The sequence below is a fragment of the Pseudomonas sp. 31 R 17 genome, assembly GCF_900004915.1.
GTDB classification, from domain to species: Bacteria; Pseudomonadota; Gammaproteobacteria; order Pseudomonadales; family Pseudomonadaceae; genus Aquipseudomonas; species Aquipseudomonas orientalis_A.
This window is the reverse complement of record NZ_CVTN01000056.1, coordinates 167985-183495: the sequence shown is the minus strand read 5'-3', so window position 1 is coordinate 183495 and position 15511 is coordinate 167985. Positions and strand designations below refer to the sequence as shown.

Annotated in this window: 18 protein-coding genes; 12 read left to right on the top strand and 6 right to left on the bottom strand. The window is 61.1% G+C overall.

Going from position 1 to position 15511, the window contains the following annotated elements:
• The first annotated feature begins 1 nt into the window (after position 1).
• From nuoI to BFP89_RS07840, 8 genes are all read left to right on the top strand, one after another.
• Positions 2-550: an NADH-quinone oxidoreductase subunit NuoI gene (gene nuoI, locus BFP89_RS07875; protein ID WP_003174725.1), complete on the top strand. Its 549-nt coding sequence runs from the start codon at positions 2-4 to the stop codon at positions 548-550.
• Between the two features lie 9 nt (positions 551-559).
• A complete protein-coding gene (gene nuoJ, locus BFP89_RS07870) occupies positions 560-1063 on the top strand; it encodes an NADH-quinone oxidoreductase subunit J (RefSeq protein WP_065884950.1) in 504 nt (167 codons plus the stop codon).
• A 2-nt stretch (positions 1064-1065) separates the two neighbouring features.
• Positions 1066-1374, top strand: a complete 309-nt coding sequence (nuoK, locus tag BFP89_RS07865; protein WP_003174727.1) for an NADH-quinone oxidoreductase subunit NuoK — start codon at positions 1066-1068, stop codon at positions 1372-1374.
• On the top strand, positions 1371-3224 hold the full coding sequence (gene nuoL / locus BFP89_RS07860; protein WP_065884949.1) for an NADH-quinone oxidoreductase subunit L: 1854 nt from the start codon (positions 1371-1373) through the stop codon (positions 3222-3224). The genes nuoK and nuoL overlap by 4 nt, the downstream gene beginning before the upstream one ends.
• 49 nt (positions 3225-3273) lie before the next feature.
• Positions 3274-4806 (top strand): NADH-quinone oxidoreductase subunit M, encoded by a 1533-nt coding sequence (nuoM, locus tag BFP89_RS07855; RefSeq protein ID WP_065884948.1) that lies wholly within the window; start codon positions 3274-3276, stop codon positions 4804-4806.
• Between the two features lie 7 nt (positions 4807-4813).
• On the top strand, positions 4814-6277 hold the full coding sequence (nuoN, locus tag BFP89_RS07850; protein WP_065884947.1) for an NADH-quinone oxidoreductase subunit NuoN: 1464 nt from the start codon (positions 4814-4816) through the stop codon (positions 6275-6277).
• Between the two features lie 237 nt (positions 6278-6514).
• Positions 6515-6865, top strand: a complete 351-nt coding sequence (locus tag BFP89_RS07845) for a toxin (RefSeq protein ID WP_065885047.1) — start codon at positions 6515-6517, stop codon at positions 6863-6865.
• Positions 6855-7169, top strand: a complete 315-nt coding sequence (locus tag BFP89_RS07840) for a helix-turn-helix domain-containing protein (RefSeq protein ID WP_065884946.1) — start codon at positions 6855-6857, stop codon at positions 7167-7169. The genes BFP89_RS07845 and BFP89_RS07840 overlap by 11 nt, the downstream gene beginning before the upstream one ends.
• Before the next feature lie 62 nt (positions 7170-7231).
• On the opposite strand, the gene BFP89_RS07835 is transcribed toward BFP89_RS07840, so the two are convergent.
• Positions 7232-7984 (bottom strand): outer membrane beta-barrel protein, encoded by a 753-nt coding sequence (locus BFP89_RS07835; RefSeq protein WP_065884945.1) that lies wholly within the window; start codon positions 7982-7984, stop codon positions 7232-7234.
• Positions 7985-8234: 250 nt separating this feature from the next.
• Between BFP89_RS07835 and BFP89_RS07830 the strand changes: the two genes are divergently transcribed.
• Complete coding sequence (locus BFP89_RS07830) at positions 8235-8471, top strand: DUF6555 family protein (protein WP_065884944.1); 237 nt, start codon at positions 8235-8237, stop codon at positions 8469-8471.
• A 29-nt stretch (positions 8472-8500) separates the two neighbouring features.
• On the opposite strand, the gene BFP89_RS07825 is transcribed toward BFP89_RS07830, so the two are convergent.
• Positions 8501-8695 (bottom strand): DUF6021 family protein, encoded by a 195-nt coding sequence (locus BFP89_RS07825; RefSeq protein WP_065884943.1) that lies wholly within the window; start codon positions 8693-8695, stop codon positions 8501-8503.
• 14 nt (positions 8696-8709) lie between these two features.
• Positions 8710-8889: a hypothetical protein gene (locus tag BFP89_RS07820; protein WP_065884942.1), complete on the bottom strand. Its 180-nt coding sequence runs from the start codon at positions 8887-8889 to the stop codon at positions 8710-8712.
• 113 nt (positions 8890-9002) lie between these two features.
• Between BFP89_RS07820 and BFP89_RS07815 the strand changes: the two genes are divergently transcribed.
• Positions 9003-9524 (top strand): DUF3087 family protein, encoded by a 522-nt coding sequence (locus BFP89_RS07815; protein ID WP_065884941.1) that lies wholly within the window; start codon positions 9003-9005, stop codon positions 9522-9524.
• A gap of 27 nt (positions 9525-9551) precedes the next feature.
• Here the strand turns inward: BFP89_RS07815 and BFP89_RS07810 are convergent, their stop codons facing one another.
• The 3 genes from BFP89_RS07810 to BFP89_RS07800 form a co-directional block, all read right to left on the bottom strand.
• Positions 9552-10916 carry an MFS transporter gene (locus tag BFP89_RS07810; protein ID WP_065884940.1) on the bottom strand — a complete coding sequence of 455 codons (1365 nt, stop codon included), beginning with the start codon at positions 10914-10916 and terminating at the stop codon, positions 9552-9554.
• Between the two features lie 116 nt (positions 10917-11032).
• Positions 11033-11419 carry a hypothetical protein gene (locus BFP89_RS07805; protein ID WP_128876389.1) on the bottom strand — a complete coding sequence of 129 codons (387 nt, stop codon included), beginning with the start codon at positions 11417-11419 and terminating at the stop codon, positions 11033-11035.
• Positions 11420-11499: 80 nt separating this feature from the next.
• The gene (locus BFP89_RS07800) at positions 11500-12375 is read right to left on the bottom strand and encodes a Dyp-type peroxidase (RefSeq protein ID WP_065884938.1); all 876 of its coding nucleotides are present in this window, start codon (positions 12373-12375) and stop codon (positions 11500-11502) included.
• 138 nt (positions 12376-12513) lie between these two features.
• On the opposite strand from BFP89_RS07800, the gene BFP89_RS07795 reads away from it, so the two are divergent.
• Together BFP89_RS07795 and BFP89_RS07790 are read left to right on the top strand one after the other, a co-directional pair.
• Entirely contained in the window at positions 12514-14130 is a 1617-nt protein-coding gene (locus tag BFP89_RS07795; protein WP_065884937.1) for an NADP-dependent glyceraldehyde-3-phosphate dehydrogenase, read from the top strand.
• Between the two features lie 266 nt (positions 14131-14396).
• On the top strand, positions 14397-15458 hold the full coding sequence (locus BFP89_RS07790) for an FUSC family protein (protein WP_065884936.1): 1062 nt from the start codon (positions 14397-14399) through the stop codon (positions 15456-15458).
• Positions 15459-15511 lie beyond the last annotated feature (53 nt).

Below are 15511 nucleotides of genomic sequence, written 5' to 3'. Positions count from 1 at the left end.
CATGTTCAAATATATTGGCGACATCGTTAAGGGTACCGGTACCCAGTTGCGAAGCCTGGTGATGGTGTTCGGTCACGGCTTTCGCAAACGCGACACCCTGCAATACCCGGAAGAGGCGGTGTACCTGCCGCCGCGCTATCGCGGCCGCATCGTACTGACCCGCGACCCCGATGGCGAAGAGCGTTGCGTAGCCTGCAACCTGTGCGCCGTGGCGTGCCCGGTAGGTTGCATCTCCCTGCAGAAAGCTGAAACCGAAGACGGTCGCTGGTACCCGGACTTCTTCCGCATCAACTTCTCGCGCTGCATTTTCTGCGGCCTGTGCGAGGAAGCTTGCCCGACCACCGCGATCCAGCTCACACCGGATTTCGAGATGGCCGAGTTCAAACGTCAGGACCTGGTGTACGAGAAAGAAGATCTGCTGATCTCTGGTCCCGGTAAAAACCCTGATTACAACTTCTATCGTGTTGCAGGTATGGCCGTTGCCGGTAAGCCAAAAGGCGCCGCACAAAACGAAGCCGAGCCGATCAACGTGAAGAGCTTGCTGCCTTAAGGAAGAAAGATGGAATTCGCTTTCTATTTCGCATCGGGTATCGCAGTGGTGTCCACGCTTCGCGTGATCACCAACACCAACCCCGTGCACGCCCTGCTCTACCTGATCATTTCGCTGATCGCCGTGGCCATGACCTTCTTTGCCCTCGGCGCACCGTTCGCCGGTGTACTGGAAGTGATCGCCTATGCCGGCGCCATCATGGTGCTGTTCGTGTTTGTGGTGATGATGCTCAACCTGGGGCCGGCTTCGGTCGCCCAGGAACGCGTCTGGCTCAAGCCCGGCATCTGGCTCGGCCCGGTTGTCCTCGCAGCCCTGCTGCTGGGTGAACTGCTGTATGTGCTGTTCGCTCACCAGAGCGGCCAGGCCATCGGCCACACCACCGTGGATGCGAAAGCCGTGGGCGTCAGCCTGTTCGGCCCGTACCTGCTGGTGGTCGAACTGGCTTCGATGCTGCTGCTTGCCGCAGCCATCACGGCCTTCCACTTGGGCCGCAACGAAGCCAAGGAGCAATGACGATGCCTGCTATCCCTTTGGAGCATGGTCTGGCGGTCGCCGGCATCCTGTTCTGCCTTGGCCTGGTCGGCCTGATGGTTCGCCGTAACATTCTGTTCGTGTTGATGAGCCTGGAAATCATGATGAACGCTGCGGCACTGGCGTTCATCGTGGCGGGTGCACGTTGGGGCCAGCCGGATGGACAAGTCATGTTCATCCTGGTGATCAGCCTGGCAGCCGCAGAGGCCAGTATTGGCCTGGCGATCCTGCTGCAACTGTATCGTCGCTTCCACACGCTTGATATCGACGCTGCCAGTGAGATGCGCGGATGAACATGATCTTTCTGACTTTCGTATTTCCCCTGATCGGTTTCCTGCTGCTGTCGTTCTCTCGCGGACGCTGGTCGGAGAACCTCTCGGCCCTGATCGGCGTAGGCTCGATTGGCTTGTCGGCCATCGTTGCCGCCTACGTCATCTGGCAATTCAACGTAGCGCCGCCGGAAGGCGGTCACTACACCCTGGTGCTGTGGCAGTGGATTTCGGTGGAGGGCTTCAAGCCCAACTTCGCCCTCTATGTCGACGGCCTGTCGATCACCATGCTCGGCGTGGTGGTGGGTGTGGGCTTCCTGATCCACCTGTTCGCGTCCTGGTACATGCGCGGTGAAGCGGGCTACTCGCGCTTCTTCTCGTACACCAACCTGTTTATCGCCAGCATGCTGTTCCTGGTGCTCGGCGATAACCTGTTGTTCCTGTACTTCGGCTGGGAAGGCGTGGGCCTGTGCTCGTACCTGTTGATCGGTTTCTACTACAGCAACCGCAACAACGGTAACGCCGCACTCAAGGCGTTTATCGTCACGCGGATCGGCGACGTGTTCATGGCCATCGGCCTGTTCATCCTGTTCCAACAGGTGGGCACGCTGAACATCCAGGAACTGCTGGTGCTGGCACCGCAGAAATTCCAGGTCGGCGACTTCTGGATCACCCTGGCGACCCTGATGCTGCTGGGCGGCGCCGTGGGTAAATCCGCGCAACTGCCACTGCAGACCTGGCTGGCGGATGCGATGGCCGGTCCTACCCCGGTGTCGGCACTGATCCACGCCGCGACCATGGTCACCGCCGGTGTCTACCTGATTGCCCGTACCCACGGCCTGTTCACCCTGGCGCCGGACATCCTGCACCTGGTCGGCATCGTCGGCGGCGTGACCCTGGTACTGGCCGGCTTTGCCGCGCTGGTCCAAACCGACATCAAGCGTATCCTCGCCTACTCGACCATGAGCCAGATCGGCTACATGTTCCTGGCCCTGGGCGTTGGCGCCTGGGACGCGGCGATCTTCCACCTGATGACCCACGCCTTCTTCAAGGCCCTGCTGTTCCTTGCTTCCGGTGCGGTGATCGTTGCCTGCCACCACGAGCAGAACATCTTCAAGATGGGTGGCCTGTGGAAGAAGCTGCCACTGGCCTACGCCAGCTTCATCGTCGGTGGTGCCGCCCTGGCCGCCCTGCCGCTGGTGACCGCAGGCTTCTACTCCAAGGACGAAATCCTCTGGGAAGCGTTTGCCAGCGGTAACCATAACCTGCTGTACGCAGGCCTGGTGGGCGCGTTCATGACCTCGCTGTACACCTTCCGCCTGATCTTCATCACCTTCCACGGTGAAGCCAAGACCGAAGCCCACGCAGGCCATGGCATCTCGCACTGGTTGCCGTTGTCGGTGCTGATCATCCTGTCGACGTTCATCGGCGCGCTGATCACCCCGCCATTGGCCGGTGTACTGCCGCAAAGCGTCGGCCATGCCGGCGGCGCCGACAAGCACAGCCTGGAGATCGCCTCGGGCGCCATCGCCATCGCCGGTATCCTGCTCGCAGCCCTGCTGTTCCTCGGCAAGCGTCGCCTGGTAACCGCCGTGGCCAACAGTGGCATTGGCCGTTTCCTCTCGGCCTGGTGGTTCGCCGCCTGGGGCTTCGACTGGATCTACGACAAACTGTTCGTCAAGCCTTACCTTGCGATCAGCCACGTGCTGCGCAAAGACCCGCTCGACCAGACCATCGGTCTGATCCCGCGCGCCGCCAAGGCCGGTCACACCGCCCTGAGCCGCAGCGAGACCGGCCAATTGCGTTGGTACGCAGCGTCCATGGCGGCCGGTGCCGTGCTGGTGATCGGTGCCATCGTGGTGGTGGCGGTATGACTATGAACTTTGCGAACTTTGCAAACTTGCGAAAGGAAACGAGCCTGTCATGATTCTGCCCTGGCTAATCCTGATCCCCTTTATCGGCGGCCTGCTCTGCTGGATGGGTGAACGCTTCGGCGCCACCCTCCCCCGCTGGATCGCGTTGCTGACCATGTCCCTGGAACTCGCGCTCGGCCTCTGGCTGTGGGCCCACGGCGACTATTCATTCGCTCCGGCACCGGGTGTCGATCCCACCTTCGCGCTTGAATTCAAGCACGTGTGGATCCAGCGCTTCGGCATCAACGTGCACCTGGCGCTGGACGGCCTGTCGCTGTTGATGATCCTGCTGACCGGCCTGCTGGGTATCCTCTCGGTACTCTGCTCGTGGAAAGAGATCCAGCGTCACGTGGGCTTCTTCCACCTGAACCTGATGTGGATCCTGGGCGGCGTTGTCGGCGTGTTCCTGGCGCTGGACCTGTTCATGTTCTTCTTCTTCTGGGAAATGATGCTGGTGCCGATGTACTTCCTCATCGCGCTCTGGGGTCACAGTTCTTCGGACGGCAAGAAAACCCGGATCTACGCGGCGACCAAGTTCTTCATCTTCACCCAGGCCTCCGGCCTGATCATGTTGGTGGCGATCCTGGGCCTGGTCCTGGTCAACTTCAACAGCACCGGCGTGATCACGTTCAACTACGCCGACCTGTTGAAGACCAAGATGTCGCTGACCACCGAGTACGTGCTGATGCTGGGCTTCTTCATCGCGTTCGCGGTGAAGCTGCCGGTGGTGCCGTTCCACTCCTGGTTGCCTGACGCCCACGCCCAGGCGCCGACCGCCGGTTCCGTCGACCTCGCCGGTATCCTGTTGAAGACCGCCGCCTACGGCCTGCTGCGCTTCGCCCTGCCGCTGTTCCCGAATGCCTCGGCCGAATTTGCGCCGATTGCCATGACCCTGGGTCTGATCGGGATCTTCTACGGCGCGTTCCTGGCCTTCGCCCAAACCGACATCAAGCGTCTGATTGCATTCTCGTCCGTTTCCCACATGGGTTTCGTACTGATCGGCATCTACTCCGGCAGCCAGCTGGCGCTGCAAGGCGCGGTGATCCAGATGTTGGCCCACGGTGTTTCGGCCGCTGCACTGTTTATCCTCAGTGGTCAGCTGTACGAGCGCCTGCACACCCGTGACATGCGTGAGATGGGTGGCGTGTGGTCCCGCATCGCTTACCTGCCGGCAATCAGCCTGTTCTTCGCCGCTGCGTCCCTGGGCTTGCCGGGTACCGGTAACTTCATCGGCGAATTCCTGATCCTGATGGGGGCCTTCGTACAGACGCCGTGGATCAGTGCCATTGCCACCTCCGGCCTGGTGTTCGGTTCGGTCTACTCGCTGATCATGATCCACCGCGCCTACTTCGGCCCGGCCAAGTCCGACACCGTCCTGCAAGGGATGGATGCGCGCGAACTGATCATGGTGCTCGGCCTTGCGGTGCTGCTGATCTACATCGGCGTATACCCGCAGCCGTTCCTGGACACGTCTGCCGCCACGATGCATGGCGTGCAGCAGTGGTTCGGCACCGCCTTCTCTCAACTCGCTTCGGCCCGGTAAGAGCGCTATGGAATTCACGATCCAACACTTTATCGCGCTTGCGCCGCTGCTGATCACCAGCCTCACCATTGTGGTGGTGATGCTGGCGATCGCCTGGCGCCGCAATCATTCGCAAACGTTCCTGCTGTCCTGTGCCGGGTTGAACCTGGCCCTGCTGTCGATCATCCCGGCCCTCAAGGTCGCGCCACTGGCGGTCACGCCATTGATGATGGTCGATGACTTCGCTCTGCTGTACATCGCCCTGATCCTGGTGGCGACCCTGGCCTGTGTCACGCTCGCCCATGCCTACCTCGGCGAAGGCGCCGCCGGCTACCCGGGCAACAAGGAAGAGCTGTACCTGCTGATCCTGCTGGCCGCGGCCGGTGGCATCGTGCTGGTCAGCGCACAGCACCTGGCCGGCCTGTTCATCGGCCTGGAACTGCTGTCGATCCCGACTTACGGTTTGGTGGCGTATGCCTTCTTCAGCAAGCGCTCGCTGGAAGCCGGCATCAAATACATGGTGCTGTCGGCCGCCGGTTCCGCGTTCCTGTTGTTCGGTATGGCCCTGCTCTACGCCGAAGCCGGCAGCCTGAGCTTCACCGGTATCGGCCACGCCCTGGCCGCCACCAACAGCCCGGCGCCGATTGCCCAACTGGGCCTGGCGATGATGCTGATCGGCCTGGCGTTCAAGCTGTCGCTGGTGCCCTTCCACCTGTGGACCCCGGACGTGTACGAAGGCGCCCCGGCGCCGGTGGCCGCGTTCCTGGCCACGGCGTCCAAGGTTGCCGTGTTTGCAGTGATGGTGCGTCTGTTCCAGATCTCGCCTGCGGCCAACACCGGCGTGCTGAGCAACGTACTGACGGTGATCGCCATTGCATCGATCCTGTTCGGTAACCTGCTGGCGCTGACCCAGAACAACCTCAAGCGTCTGCTGGGTTATTCGTCCATCGCCCACTTCGGCTACCTGCTGATCGCCCTGGTGGCGAGTAAAGGCCTGGCCGTGGAAGCCATCGGCGTGTACCTGGTCACCTACGTGATCACCAGCCTCGGCGCATTCGGTGTAATCACGCTGATGTCCTCGCCGTACAAAGGCCGTGACGCCGACGCCCTGTACGAATACCGCGGCCTGTTCTGGCGCCGTCCGTACCTGACCGCCGTGCTGACCGTGATGATGTTGTCCCTGGCGGGTATCCCGCTGACGGCCGGCTTTATCGGCAAGTTCTACATCGTCGCCACCGGCGTCGAGGCCCACGAGTGGTGGCTGGTTGCGTCCCTGGTACTGGGCTCCGCCATCGGCGTGTTCTACTATCTGCGCGTGATGGTCACCCTCTACCTGATCGAGCCGAACCTGCGCCGTGTGGACGCCGAGCTGCATTGGGAACAGAAGGCAGGTGGCGTGATGCTGCTGGCCATTGCCCTGCTCGCGTTCTTCCTGGGTGTGTACCCGCAACCGTTGCTCACTCTGGTGCAGCATGCGGTGCTGGGGGTTTGATCGTTTAGGTTGATGCAGTAAAAAGAACGGCGCCTTTGGGCGCCGTTTTGCGTTTCCAAGGCCTGTTTTTTCCCTTCCCTGCTCGCTGACTTTTCCTTCTTGCTATACCTCTTCCTCTGGCATCTCCCCTGCTGGAAAGGGTTCTATGGTGTTTGCGTTTTAAGAAAGTTCCCACAGCAAGGGCACTTGACTCAAGGCGAGTGGGCCACCAAACTATACGCAGGCTACGTACAGAACATGGATGCTCTATTTATCGAACTGCCGGCCTTCGAGCGGCATCGCGAGGACTATCTGAGTGACGAGCTTTTCCACGGTTTTCAACAGGAGCTGATGAAAAACCCGGAAGCAGGAGATGTGATCGAGGGAACGGGAGGGTTACGCAAGGTTCGCTTCGTCGATGAGCGACGAAACAAAGGTAAACGCGGTGGCCTGCGGGTCATTTACTACTGGTGGTCAGGCGGCACGCAATTCTGGTTATTCACCTTGTACGGCAAGCACGAACAGAGCGACCTGACACCACAACACAAGAAAGCCCTTAAATACATGCTGGACAGGGAAATCAAAGCGAGAACACACAATGAAACGTGAAATTTTTTCCGAACTGGTCGAAGGCTTCGATGCGCTGGCCGAAGAACGCCAGGGCAAGATCACCCTGCGCACCCATAAGGCGCAGCTCAACAAACTCGACCCCCTCACAGCTGAAGAAGTGGTTGCAGTACGTCAGCAACTCAACCTCTCCCGGTCGGTATTCGCCATGTACCTGCGTACCAACACCCGCACCCTGGAGAACTGGGAACAAGGCCGGGCCAAGCCCAATGCACAGGCTGTCACGTTGATACGACTGGTGGCGCGTTTTCCCGAGACCGTGGCGCAACTGGCGGCACTGGGCTGACCTGAAACAGCTGCAAAAAAAACGCCCCGAATGTTCGGGGCGTTTTTTATAGTGCAATAACGTCAGAACGCGATACCGACCTTCAAGCCATACTCATCACGCTTGAGCTTGGTATTGTCGGCTACATAGGAATCGTCATCGAGCTTGTACTCGGTGCGGGTGTAGTACAGGCCCGCCATCACCGGCAGGTTGCCCTTCTGGTTCATCAGCAGGCTGACTTCGGCGTAAGGGTTGGTGCGGTCCTTGAGGTCCACGCTGTCGCTGCCGACGCCGTCCACCTTGAGTTTGGAGCGGCCATCAATGGTATGACGGGCGCCGGCTTCAACGCGCAGGGTCATGTCATCGAACTGATGGTTGTAGCCCAGGGCAGCCTTGGCGAACGGCGACTTGTTGGTGAGCTTCAGGTCGTAGCCATTGGTGTCCGGCTCGTAGCGGGTCCAGGTGTAGCCGCCGCCGACGATCACGTCGACGAAGTTGCGTGCATCCAGCGCGGCGCGCCAGCCGAGGTCGAGGTCGGCCTGGCCTTCCTTGAGTTTGTTGTCGCTCTTTTCGCCGTACTTGGCTTCGATACCGGCCTGGTAGATGAAGCCGGATTCGGCAGTGAGCTTATTGCCGAAGTTGTAGAACAGGCCCGCCTCGGGCATGTGGTCCTTGTCGCTTTCGCTACCGCCTTCGAGTTTGAAGTCGTTATAGCTGCCGAGGATCCCGAAGGTGGAAATCGGGTCGGTCGACGGTGCCGCGAACACCACGCCTGGCGCCGCCACCAGGGCCAGCCACGAGGTGTTCTTGAGGAAGTTTCCGAATAGTTTGGACATCGTTTACATCTCCATTTTTTGAGTGGGCAAAGTATTCAGGAATCAGTTCGAACCTTCGCATTTGCAAAAAGTTCGAACGAATGTGCACCAACATGGAGAAAAAACGGTTCAGCGAAGGCTCTAGCTCAAGACTCTTCGCTATGGGTGCGCACTGGATGCGTCACTACGCCGCGCACCCGTGCGAATTGTCATTTTGAATGAACCTTTACGCGCGGCGGCCTATCCATCTATAACAAGACAGGGAGGCAACATGAGTACCGCAAAAATCTACACCATCAACTACCAGCTGCACGGTAAACCCAAGTCTTTTGTAGTGCGCGCCGAGGTGATGAACAGCACCGAAGCCTGGCACTGGGCGGCCGTCGACGCCGACATTGCGCACGTCAGCCGCATCGGCCGCGTGGGGCATGAGCAGGTGAAAAAGACCACTCGGCCCTGGGCGGAAAAATACGGCATCACCGATGTGAGCTGGAACCCTCCAAAATAAACAAAGCCCCGCACATTGCGGGGCCTGATTTACTTCTTCAAGTCGCCCAACGGATCGTAGGGCGGCTTTTTTTCCGCTTGTTTTTGCTTGTCCAGCGGCGCGATGGCCGGGCCAATGGGATCGACCTGCGGGTCAGCCACATCCGGCGAGTCGGGATCGAATCCCAGCTCATCCTTGCCGGTGGCGTGTTCGTCAGAGCGCGGGCCGTTCGGGGGATTGCTCATACAGACCTCCTTGCTTACAGCGGGCGGGCTTTGTCGTGGAGGTTTTCCAGGTCGTGCTCGACCTGCTCCACGTCTTCGTTGTCCTGGCGCTCGGCCGGGTCGTTGGGGCGCAGCGCATCGTTATCGCGCTCCTCTTCACCAGGGGTGCGCTCAGGATTGGGCGTGCCAGGCGGCGGTTGCTTGTGTTCGGACATGATGGCTTACCTCATGGTGACTTCAGGATTTAGAGGAAACACCGTTGGCCATCGTTCAACTTGATTGCGTGAAGCATGAGAAGATGCCCTCCCGTGCTGGAGACCTGACCCGAATGTTCGAACTCAAACCCTGTGACCCCGCCCTCTATCGAAAACAAACCCGCCGCAGCACGCTGATTGTTGCCGTGGTATTCCTGACCCTGGCCATGGTGCTGTCGAGCCTGGCGGTGATGCTGTTCGGTGAGCCTGGCGGGGACAACTTTCGCTTCAATGTCGGCGGTGTATTTGCCGGGGTATTGATCACGGTCGGTTTGGTGCGCGGCCCCTTCTGGCGCCAGTCCTGGCTGGCACCGGCGGTCTACGGCTGGCAGCTCAAGCGCAGCCTGATGAGCGTGACCAATGTGATGCACAAGGTCAGTGAACGGGTGCAGGCCGATGACCCGGACGCTATCAACGTGTTGCGCTTCTACCACTTGGCGCTGACACAGATGCATGCCCTGGATGCCAACTCCAGCGCCCAGGCGCAACTGGTGGATGAGGTCCAGGCGCACAAAGCCAGGATGCAGGCGCTGGGGATCGATACCGAACAAACCCGCCTCGACCCGGCTTGGCTGGAGAGCCTTAAAAACCGCTGAGCATTGCGTGCGCGCCAGCCACAAGCGCTAAGCCGTTCGTTTATAGGGCAATAAACGCAGGCCACTGGCCACAGCACCGATCAGCGCAAACCCGCAACCCAGCCACAGTGCGGAGGCTGGGCCACTGTCCACGAACAGATGGAAACACAGGGCGACCAACGAGGCGCCCAGTGTCTGGCCCAGCAACCGCGAGATCGCCACGATGCCACTGGCCCCGCCGCTGCGGGCCAGGGGTGCGCTGGTCATCAGCGCCTTGAGATTGGGCGACTGGAAAAAGCCGAAGCCGGCGCCACACAAGGCCATGCGCCAGCCGATATCGAAGGCCGAGGCATCATTGCTCAAGGTTGCCAGCGCGGCCATGCCGACACTGAGCATCAACAAGCCAATACCGCACAGCAAACCCAGTGACACGCGGTCAGCCAGGCGTCCCGCGACCAGGGCCATGACCGCCACCACGGCCGGCCACGGCGTCATCAGAAAGCCGGTCTGCACCTGGCTGTGGCCCAGCGCCGACTGCAACAGGAACGGCAAGGCGACAAACGCCAGGCCCTGGGCACTGAAGGCACAGATCGCGGTCAGCGATGACAACGCAAACAGCGGGCGCTTGAACAGGTCGATTGCCAGCATCGGCGCCGGATGCCCGGTCTCGCGGCGCAGCAGTAAAGCGCCGAACACCAGCGCCAGCGCGATCAGGCCCAGGGTCAGCGCGCCCTGTGCGCCATGCACGGCGGCGCCCAGACCCAGGACCAGCAAGGCGAACAAGCCGGCACATAACAGCGCCGCCAACCGATCAAACGCGTGCCCGGTGATCGGCAGCGTCGGTAACGAGCGCAGGCCCAGGCCCAGGGCCAGCAGCCCGAGTGGCACATTGATCAGGTACAGCCAATGCCAACTGGCCACTGAGAGAATCGCCGACGCGGCGGTGGGCCCGAGAGTGAACGCCAGCCCCACCACCAGCGAGTTATAGCCCAGGCCACGCCCGAGCATTTTCGCGGGGTAGATATGCCTGAGCAACGCGGTGTTGACGCTCATCAGCGCGGCCGCCCCCAGGCCCTGCGCCACCCGCGCGGCGGTGAGGGTCAGCAGCGAATCGGCCAGCCCGCACAATAACGACGAAACAATGAACAGCAGCAACCCGCCGAGGTACACGCGGCGATGCCCCAGCACATCGCTCAGCGAAGCAAACGGCAGCACGGTTGCGATAATCGCCAACTGATAGGCGTTGACCACCCAGATCACCGAGGCCGAGTCAGTACCGATGCCCTGGGCCAGTGTCGGCAGGGCGGTATTGACGATGGCAGTGTCCAGCGTCGCCATGCCGATGCCCAGGGAAAGGGCAATCACGGCCGGCAAGCGTTTATCGAAGGGCAGCCCATCGGCAACAGGAGACATGAACAATCCGCACAGGTGGCAAGGGTGCCTAGAGTACGGCCAGTGCGGATTTTTTTCAGCGTTCGTTGGCTTGCCTGTCAATCTTTTCATGTTGCCAAGGGCTGGCCAGGCCCGGCTCAATAAGTGATTTGCAGCGTGGTAATGGGCGGATTCGGGCGGCAATGACAGGCTAACTGATCAGCCGCCATCTTCGGATTCCAGGGGCCGATCACGCCGTCGCGCTTGCCGTTGTCATCCACTGAATCCAGCGCCTTCATGACGTTGTCACGCTTGAGCAGCTCGCGGGCCAGTTGGGTTTCATTGTCTTTCTGCGCGTCGCCGGTCAGCGAACGTCCCGCCACTTCACGGATTTTATCCGTGGTTGCATTCGGGGTCGTCGGGTGCTTGAACGCCTGGAAGTTGTCGCCAAATGCCTTGGCCAGGTCCGAGTCCGACATCGATGAGTAATCCTTCGGATTCGGACGCGCCGGTGAAACGTTCACGGAAATGCGTGAGACCATCATGATTGAGTGCTCCTGGAAGTGTGCCGAGGTCGCTGTTAAGTGGCCAGCGCCCTCAGGTCAGTTCCAGGGTGCGCGCACCTTCAGAACGGCGTTGCCGGTGTGATCGCACTGAGGTCCAGACACCCTTCCTGCAAGGGCGGGCACCAATAGTAGCCACCGGTCAACGGTGTGCTGATGCGATACAAACCATCGACAATCCCGTCTTCCAGTCCACTCATGCGGCGCAGTTGCGCTTCGAATGCGTCGAAGGAATGCCCGAACGCGAGAAACATCAGCCCTGCCTGGCCGTTCTCGGCCCAGGGCATCGAACGACGCACCACGAACGCCTGCGGGGTGAAGCTTTCCTGGGCGGTGCGCTTGGTGTGGGCGGAATCGGGGGCGTCGTCGAGTTCTTCATTGTCGCCATGGCGACGGCCGATGATGTGGTCGCGCTCCTGGGCCGGTAGCGCGGCGAAACCGTCGAGGTCGTGCTGCCACTGCTGGAGGGCGGCGAAGCTGGCGCCGCTGTGGGTGAAGGCAGCTTCGACGGCCGCGGCATCGTGAGGGTTCTCGGTGCCGTCTTCGTAGTCGGTCAAGTCGAAACCGGTCTTGTAGCGAAAGCCTTCGGTCATCTGTACCAGACGCAACGCCGGCGCCAGGGCTTTTTCGAACGCGCGGCTGCGCAACAGCAATTCACCACGGTCCACGCCATGCAACCATACCCACAGAGCCTGCTGGGTGGACGGGTTGTGCGCGCCCGGGCCGCTGATGGCCGGGAAGCTGCGCAACCCTTCGATGCCTGCGCCCAGCGCGTCTACCAGGGGCTTGCCGAAACCGACCACCGCCGCTGAATCCGTCAACTGCACCAGCGCGTCCAGCGCAGCGGGCAAGGCATCCCGGGACTCGAGGGCAAAAAACAGATGGCGTGCCTGCAACGGCACCGGTGTGGCAAGAATGCCCGACTGGTAGTGACTCATGTGAACTCCTTCAAGAAAGCCGCGCAGTTTATCCCGAAGCACCCGCCATGCGCAGGGGAAAGCGCGCAAGCCTTGCCACAGAGCCCTCGTATGGGTGACTCTCTAGTCAAGATTTGCAACTATTCCAGGGGTAGCGACATGACCACCAGCAACCTGCTCACGCAGCTGTTTCCTGCCTCCACCGCAGAGATTCCTGAACAATTTCGCCTCGCGGCGCCGATTGAACAACGTGATTACCTGGTCGATGGCCAGTTGCGGGTGTGGAACGGCCCGCTGGCCCGCGTGCAAAGCCCTGTGCAACTGGGTGACGAACGCGTGCACATCGGCAGCACGCCGCTGCTGGACGCCGAGACCGCCCTCACCGCCCTCGACGCCGCCGTGCGCGCCTATGACCGGGGCCAGGGTGAGTGGCCGACCCTGCGCGTGGCCGACCGCATCCGGCATGTGGAGGCCTTCCTGCGGCGCATGCGCGAACAGCGCGACGCGGTGGTCAAGCTGCTGATGTGGGAGATCGGCAAGAACCTCAAGGACTCACAGAAAGAGTTCGACCGCACCTGCGACTACATCACCGACACCATCAGCGCCCTCAAGGAACTCGACCGTCGCAGCAGCCGCTTTGAGCTGGAGCAGGACACCCTTGGGCAAATCCGCCGCGTGCCCCTGGGCGTGGCGCTGTGCATGGGGCCTTACAACTACCCGCTCAACGAAACGTTCACCACGCTGATCCCGGCGCTGATCATGGGCAACACCGTGGTGTTCAAGCCGGCCAAGCTCGGCGTGCTGTTGATCCGCCCGTTGCTGGAGGCGTTCCGCGACAGCTTCCCGGCCGGGGTGATCAACGTGATCTATGGCAGCGGCCGCGAAACCGTGAGCGCGCTGATGGCCAGCGGCAAGATCGATATCTTTGCGTTCATCGGCACTAACAAGGCCGCCAGCGCCCTGAAAAAATTGCACCCGAAACCTCACCGGCTGCGCGCCGCATTGGGCCTGGATGCGAAAAACCCGGGCATCGTGCTGCCCGAGGTGGATCTCGACAATGCGGTCAGCGAAGCGCTCACCGGCTCGCTGTCGTTCAACGGCCAGCGTTGCACGGCCTTGAAGATCCTGTTTGTGCATGAGGATGTGGTCGACCGTTTTATCGAAAAATTCAACGCCAGGCTGGCGACGCTCAAACCCGGCATGCCCTGGGATGACGGCGTGGCGCTGACCCCGCTGCCGGAAGTGGGCAAGGTGGATTACCTCAACGACCTGGTGGCCGATGCCGCGCAGCACGGTGCCCGGGTGGTGAATGCCGACGGCGGGGCGAGCCGTGGGTCATTCTTCTACCCGGCCGTGCTGTACCCGGTGAACCCGCAGATGCGCGTGTACCACGAAGAACAATTCGGCCCCGTGGTGCCGATCGTGCCCTACCGGGACCTGGAGACAGTGATTGACTACGTACTGGACTCGGACTTCGGCCAGCAATTGAGCCTGTTCGGCACCAATGCCGTGGAGATCGGACGGCTGGTGGACACCTTCGCCAACCAGGTCGGCCGGATCAATATCAACGCCCAGTGCCAGCGCGGGCCGGACACCTTTCCCTTCAACGGGCGCAAGAACTCGGCCGAGGGTACGTTGTCGGTACATGACGCGCTGCGCGTGTTCTCGATCCGCACCCTGGTGGCGACCAAGTTCCAGGAGAGCAACAAGGCGCTGCTCGGCGATATCCTGCGCAACCGTGACTCGAGCTTCATCAGCACCGACTACATCTTCTAAGATCACCTCGGTCAAATAGGTGGGAGGGGGCTTGCCCTGATGCCAGGCAGTTAGGACTTTTGTAGGAGCGAGCTTGCTCGCGAAAAACTCACAGGCACCGCGTTCATTCAGACAGCACGCGTTATCGTTGGCGTTTTTCGCGAGCAAGAGCTAGGCGCCCCCCTCGCTCCTACAGACGGCGGTCTACGTTTGACTGACTGACATTAGGGCAATCCCCTCTCACATTGGATCGGTTTGCCCTGACTAATGAGGCCCCCTTAATACCGATGAACCTGCCCATTTTTGCCCGGCGCCTGCTGCGCCCCCTGCTCGACCCGTACCGGCGCTATCGTCATGCCAAGCTGATCCACGCCGTGCGCGTGTCCATCGGCTTATTGGCGACGATCCTGCTGACCACCGGCCTCAACCTGCCGCATGGTGAATGGGCGTCGGTGACCATGCTGATCGTGATCGGCGGTTTGCAGCACCATGGCAATATCGGCAAGAAAGCCGTCGAGCGTGCGTACGGTACGCTGATCGGCGCCAGCGTCGGGTTGCTGCTGGTGGTGCAAAAAGCCTATTTCGGCCAGCCCTTCCTGACGTACCTGCTGATGTCGGCGGTGTGTGGGTTCTTTTCCTACCATGCCATCGGCAAGGGCGGCTATATCGCGCTGCTGTCGGCGATCACGGTGTTTATCGTGGCCGGGCACGGCGACAACCCGATCTCGGATGGCCTGTGGCGCACCGTCGACATCCTGATCGGCATCGCACTGGCCCTCGCATTTTCCTTCGCCCTGCCGCTGTACGCGGTGTACTCGTGGCGCTACAACCTGGCCGGCGCCCTGCGCGATGGTGCGGCGATCTACAGCCGCATCATCAATGGCCAATCCGTCACCGACGATGAGCACCTCAAGCTGCTCAACCGCTTGAACACGGCGATACTGCAACTGCGCTCGCTGATGCCGTCGGTGTCCAAGGAAGTGCGGATTTCGATGACTGAACTGGACACCATTCAGCGGCATTTGCGCCTGTGCATGAGCACCCTGGAGATTCTCGGCAATACCCGGCCGGACCCTCGGGATGAGCAGGCGACCGCGCGAATGCAGTTGATGCTGAAGGCCGAGCACCGGCAAATCCGCGTGCAGTTGGTGGGGATGGCGCGGGCGTTGAAGTCGGGGGTGACGGAGCGATTGGAGCGAGAGGCGCCCCCCGTGACAGGCGAAACCGAAATGCAGGCACCGGTGTACAACGCATTGGACGGGTATCGGCTGCTGACAGTGCAATTGGCAACCAATGTGGATGCCCTGCGCCAGCGGTTGGCCCAGTCATCCAGACGCTGGAACATCTAGGTGAGGAAGGACCGCCTGCGCAGACGCATGACGGTCTTCCCCTAACGGCATAG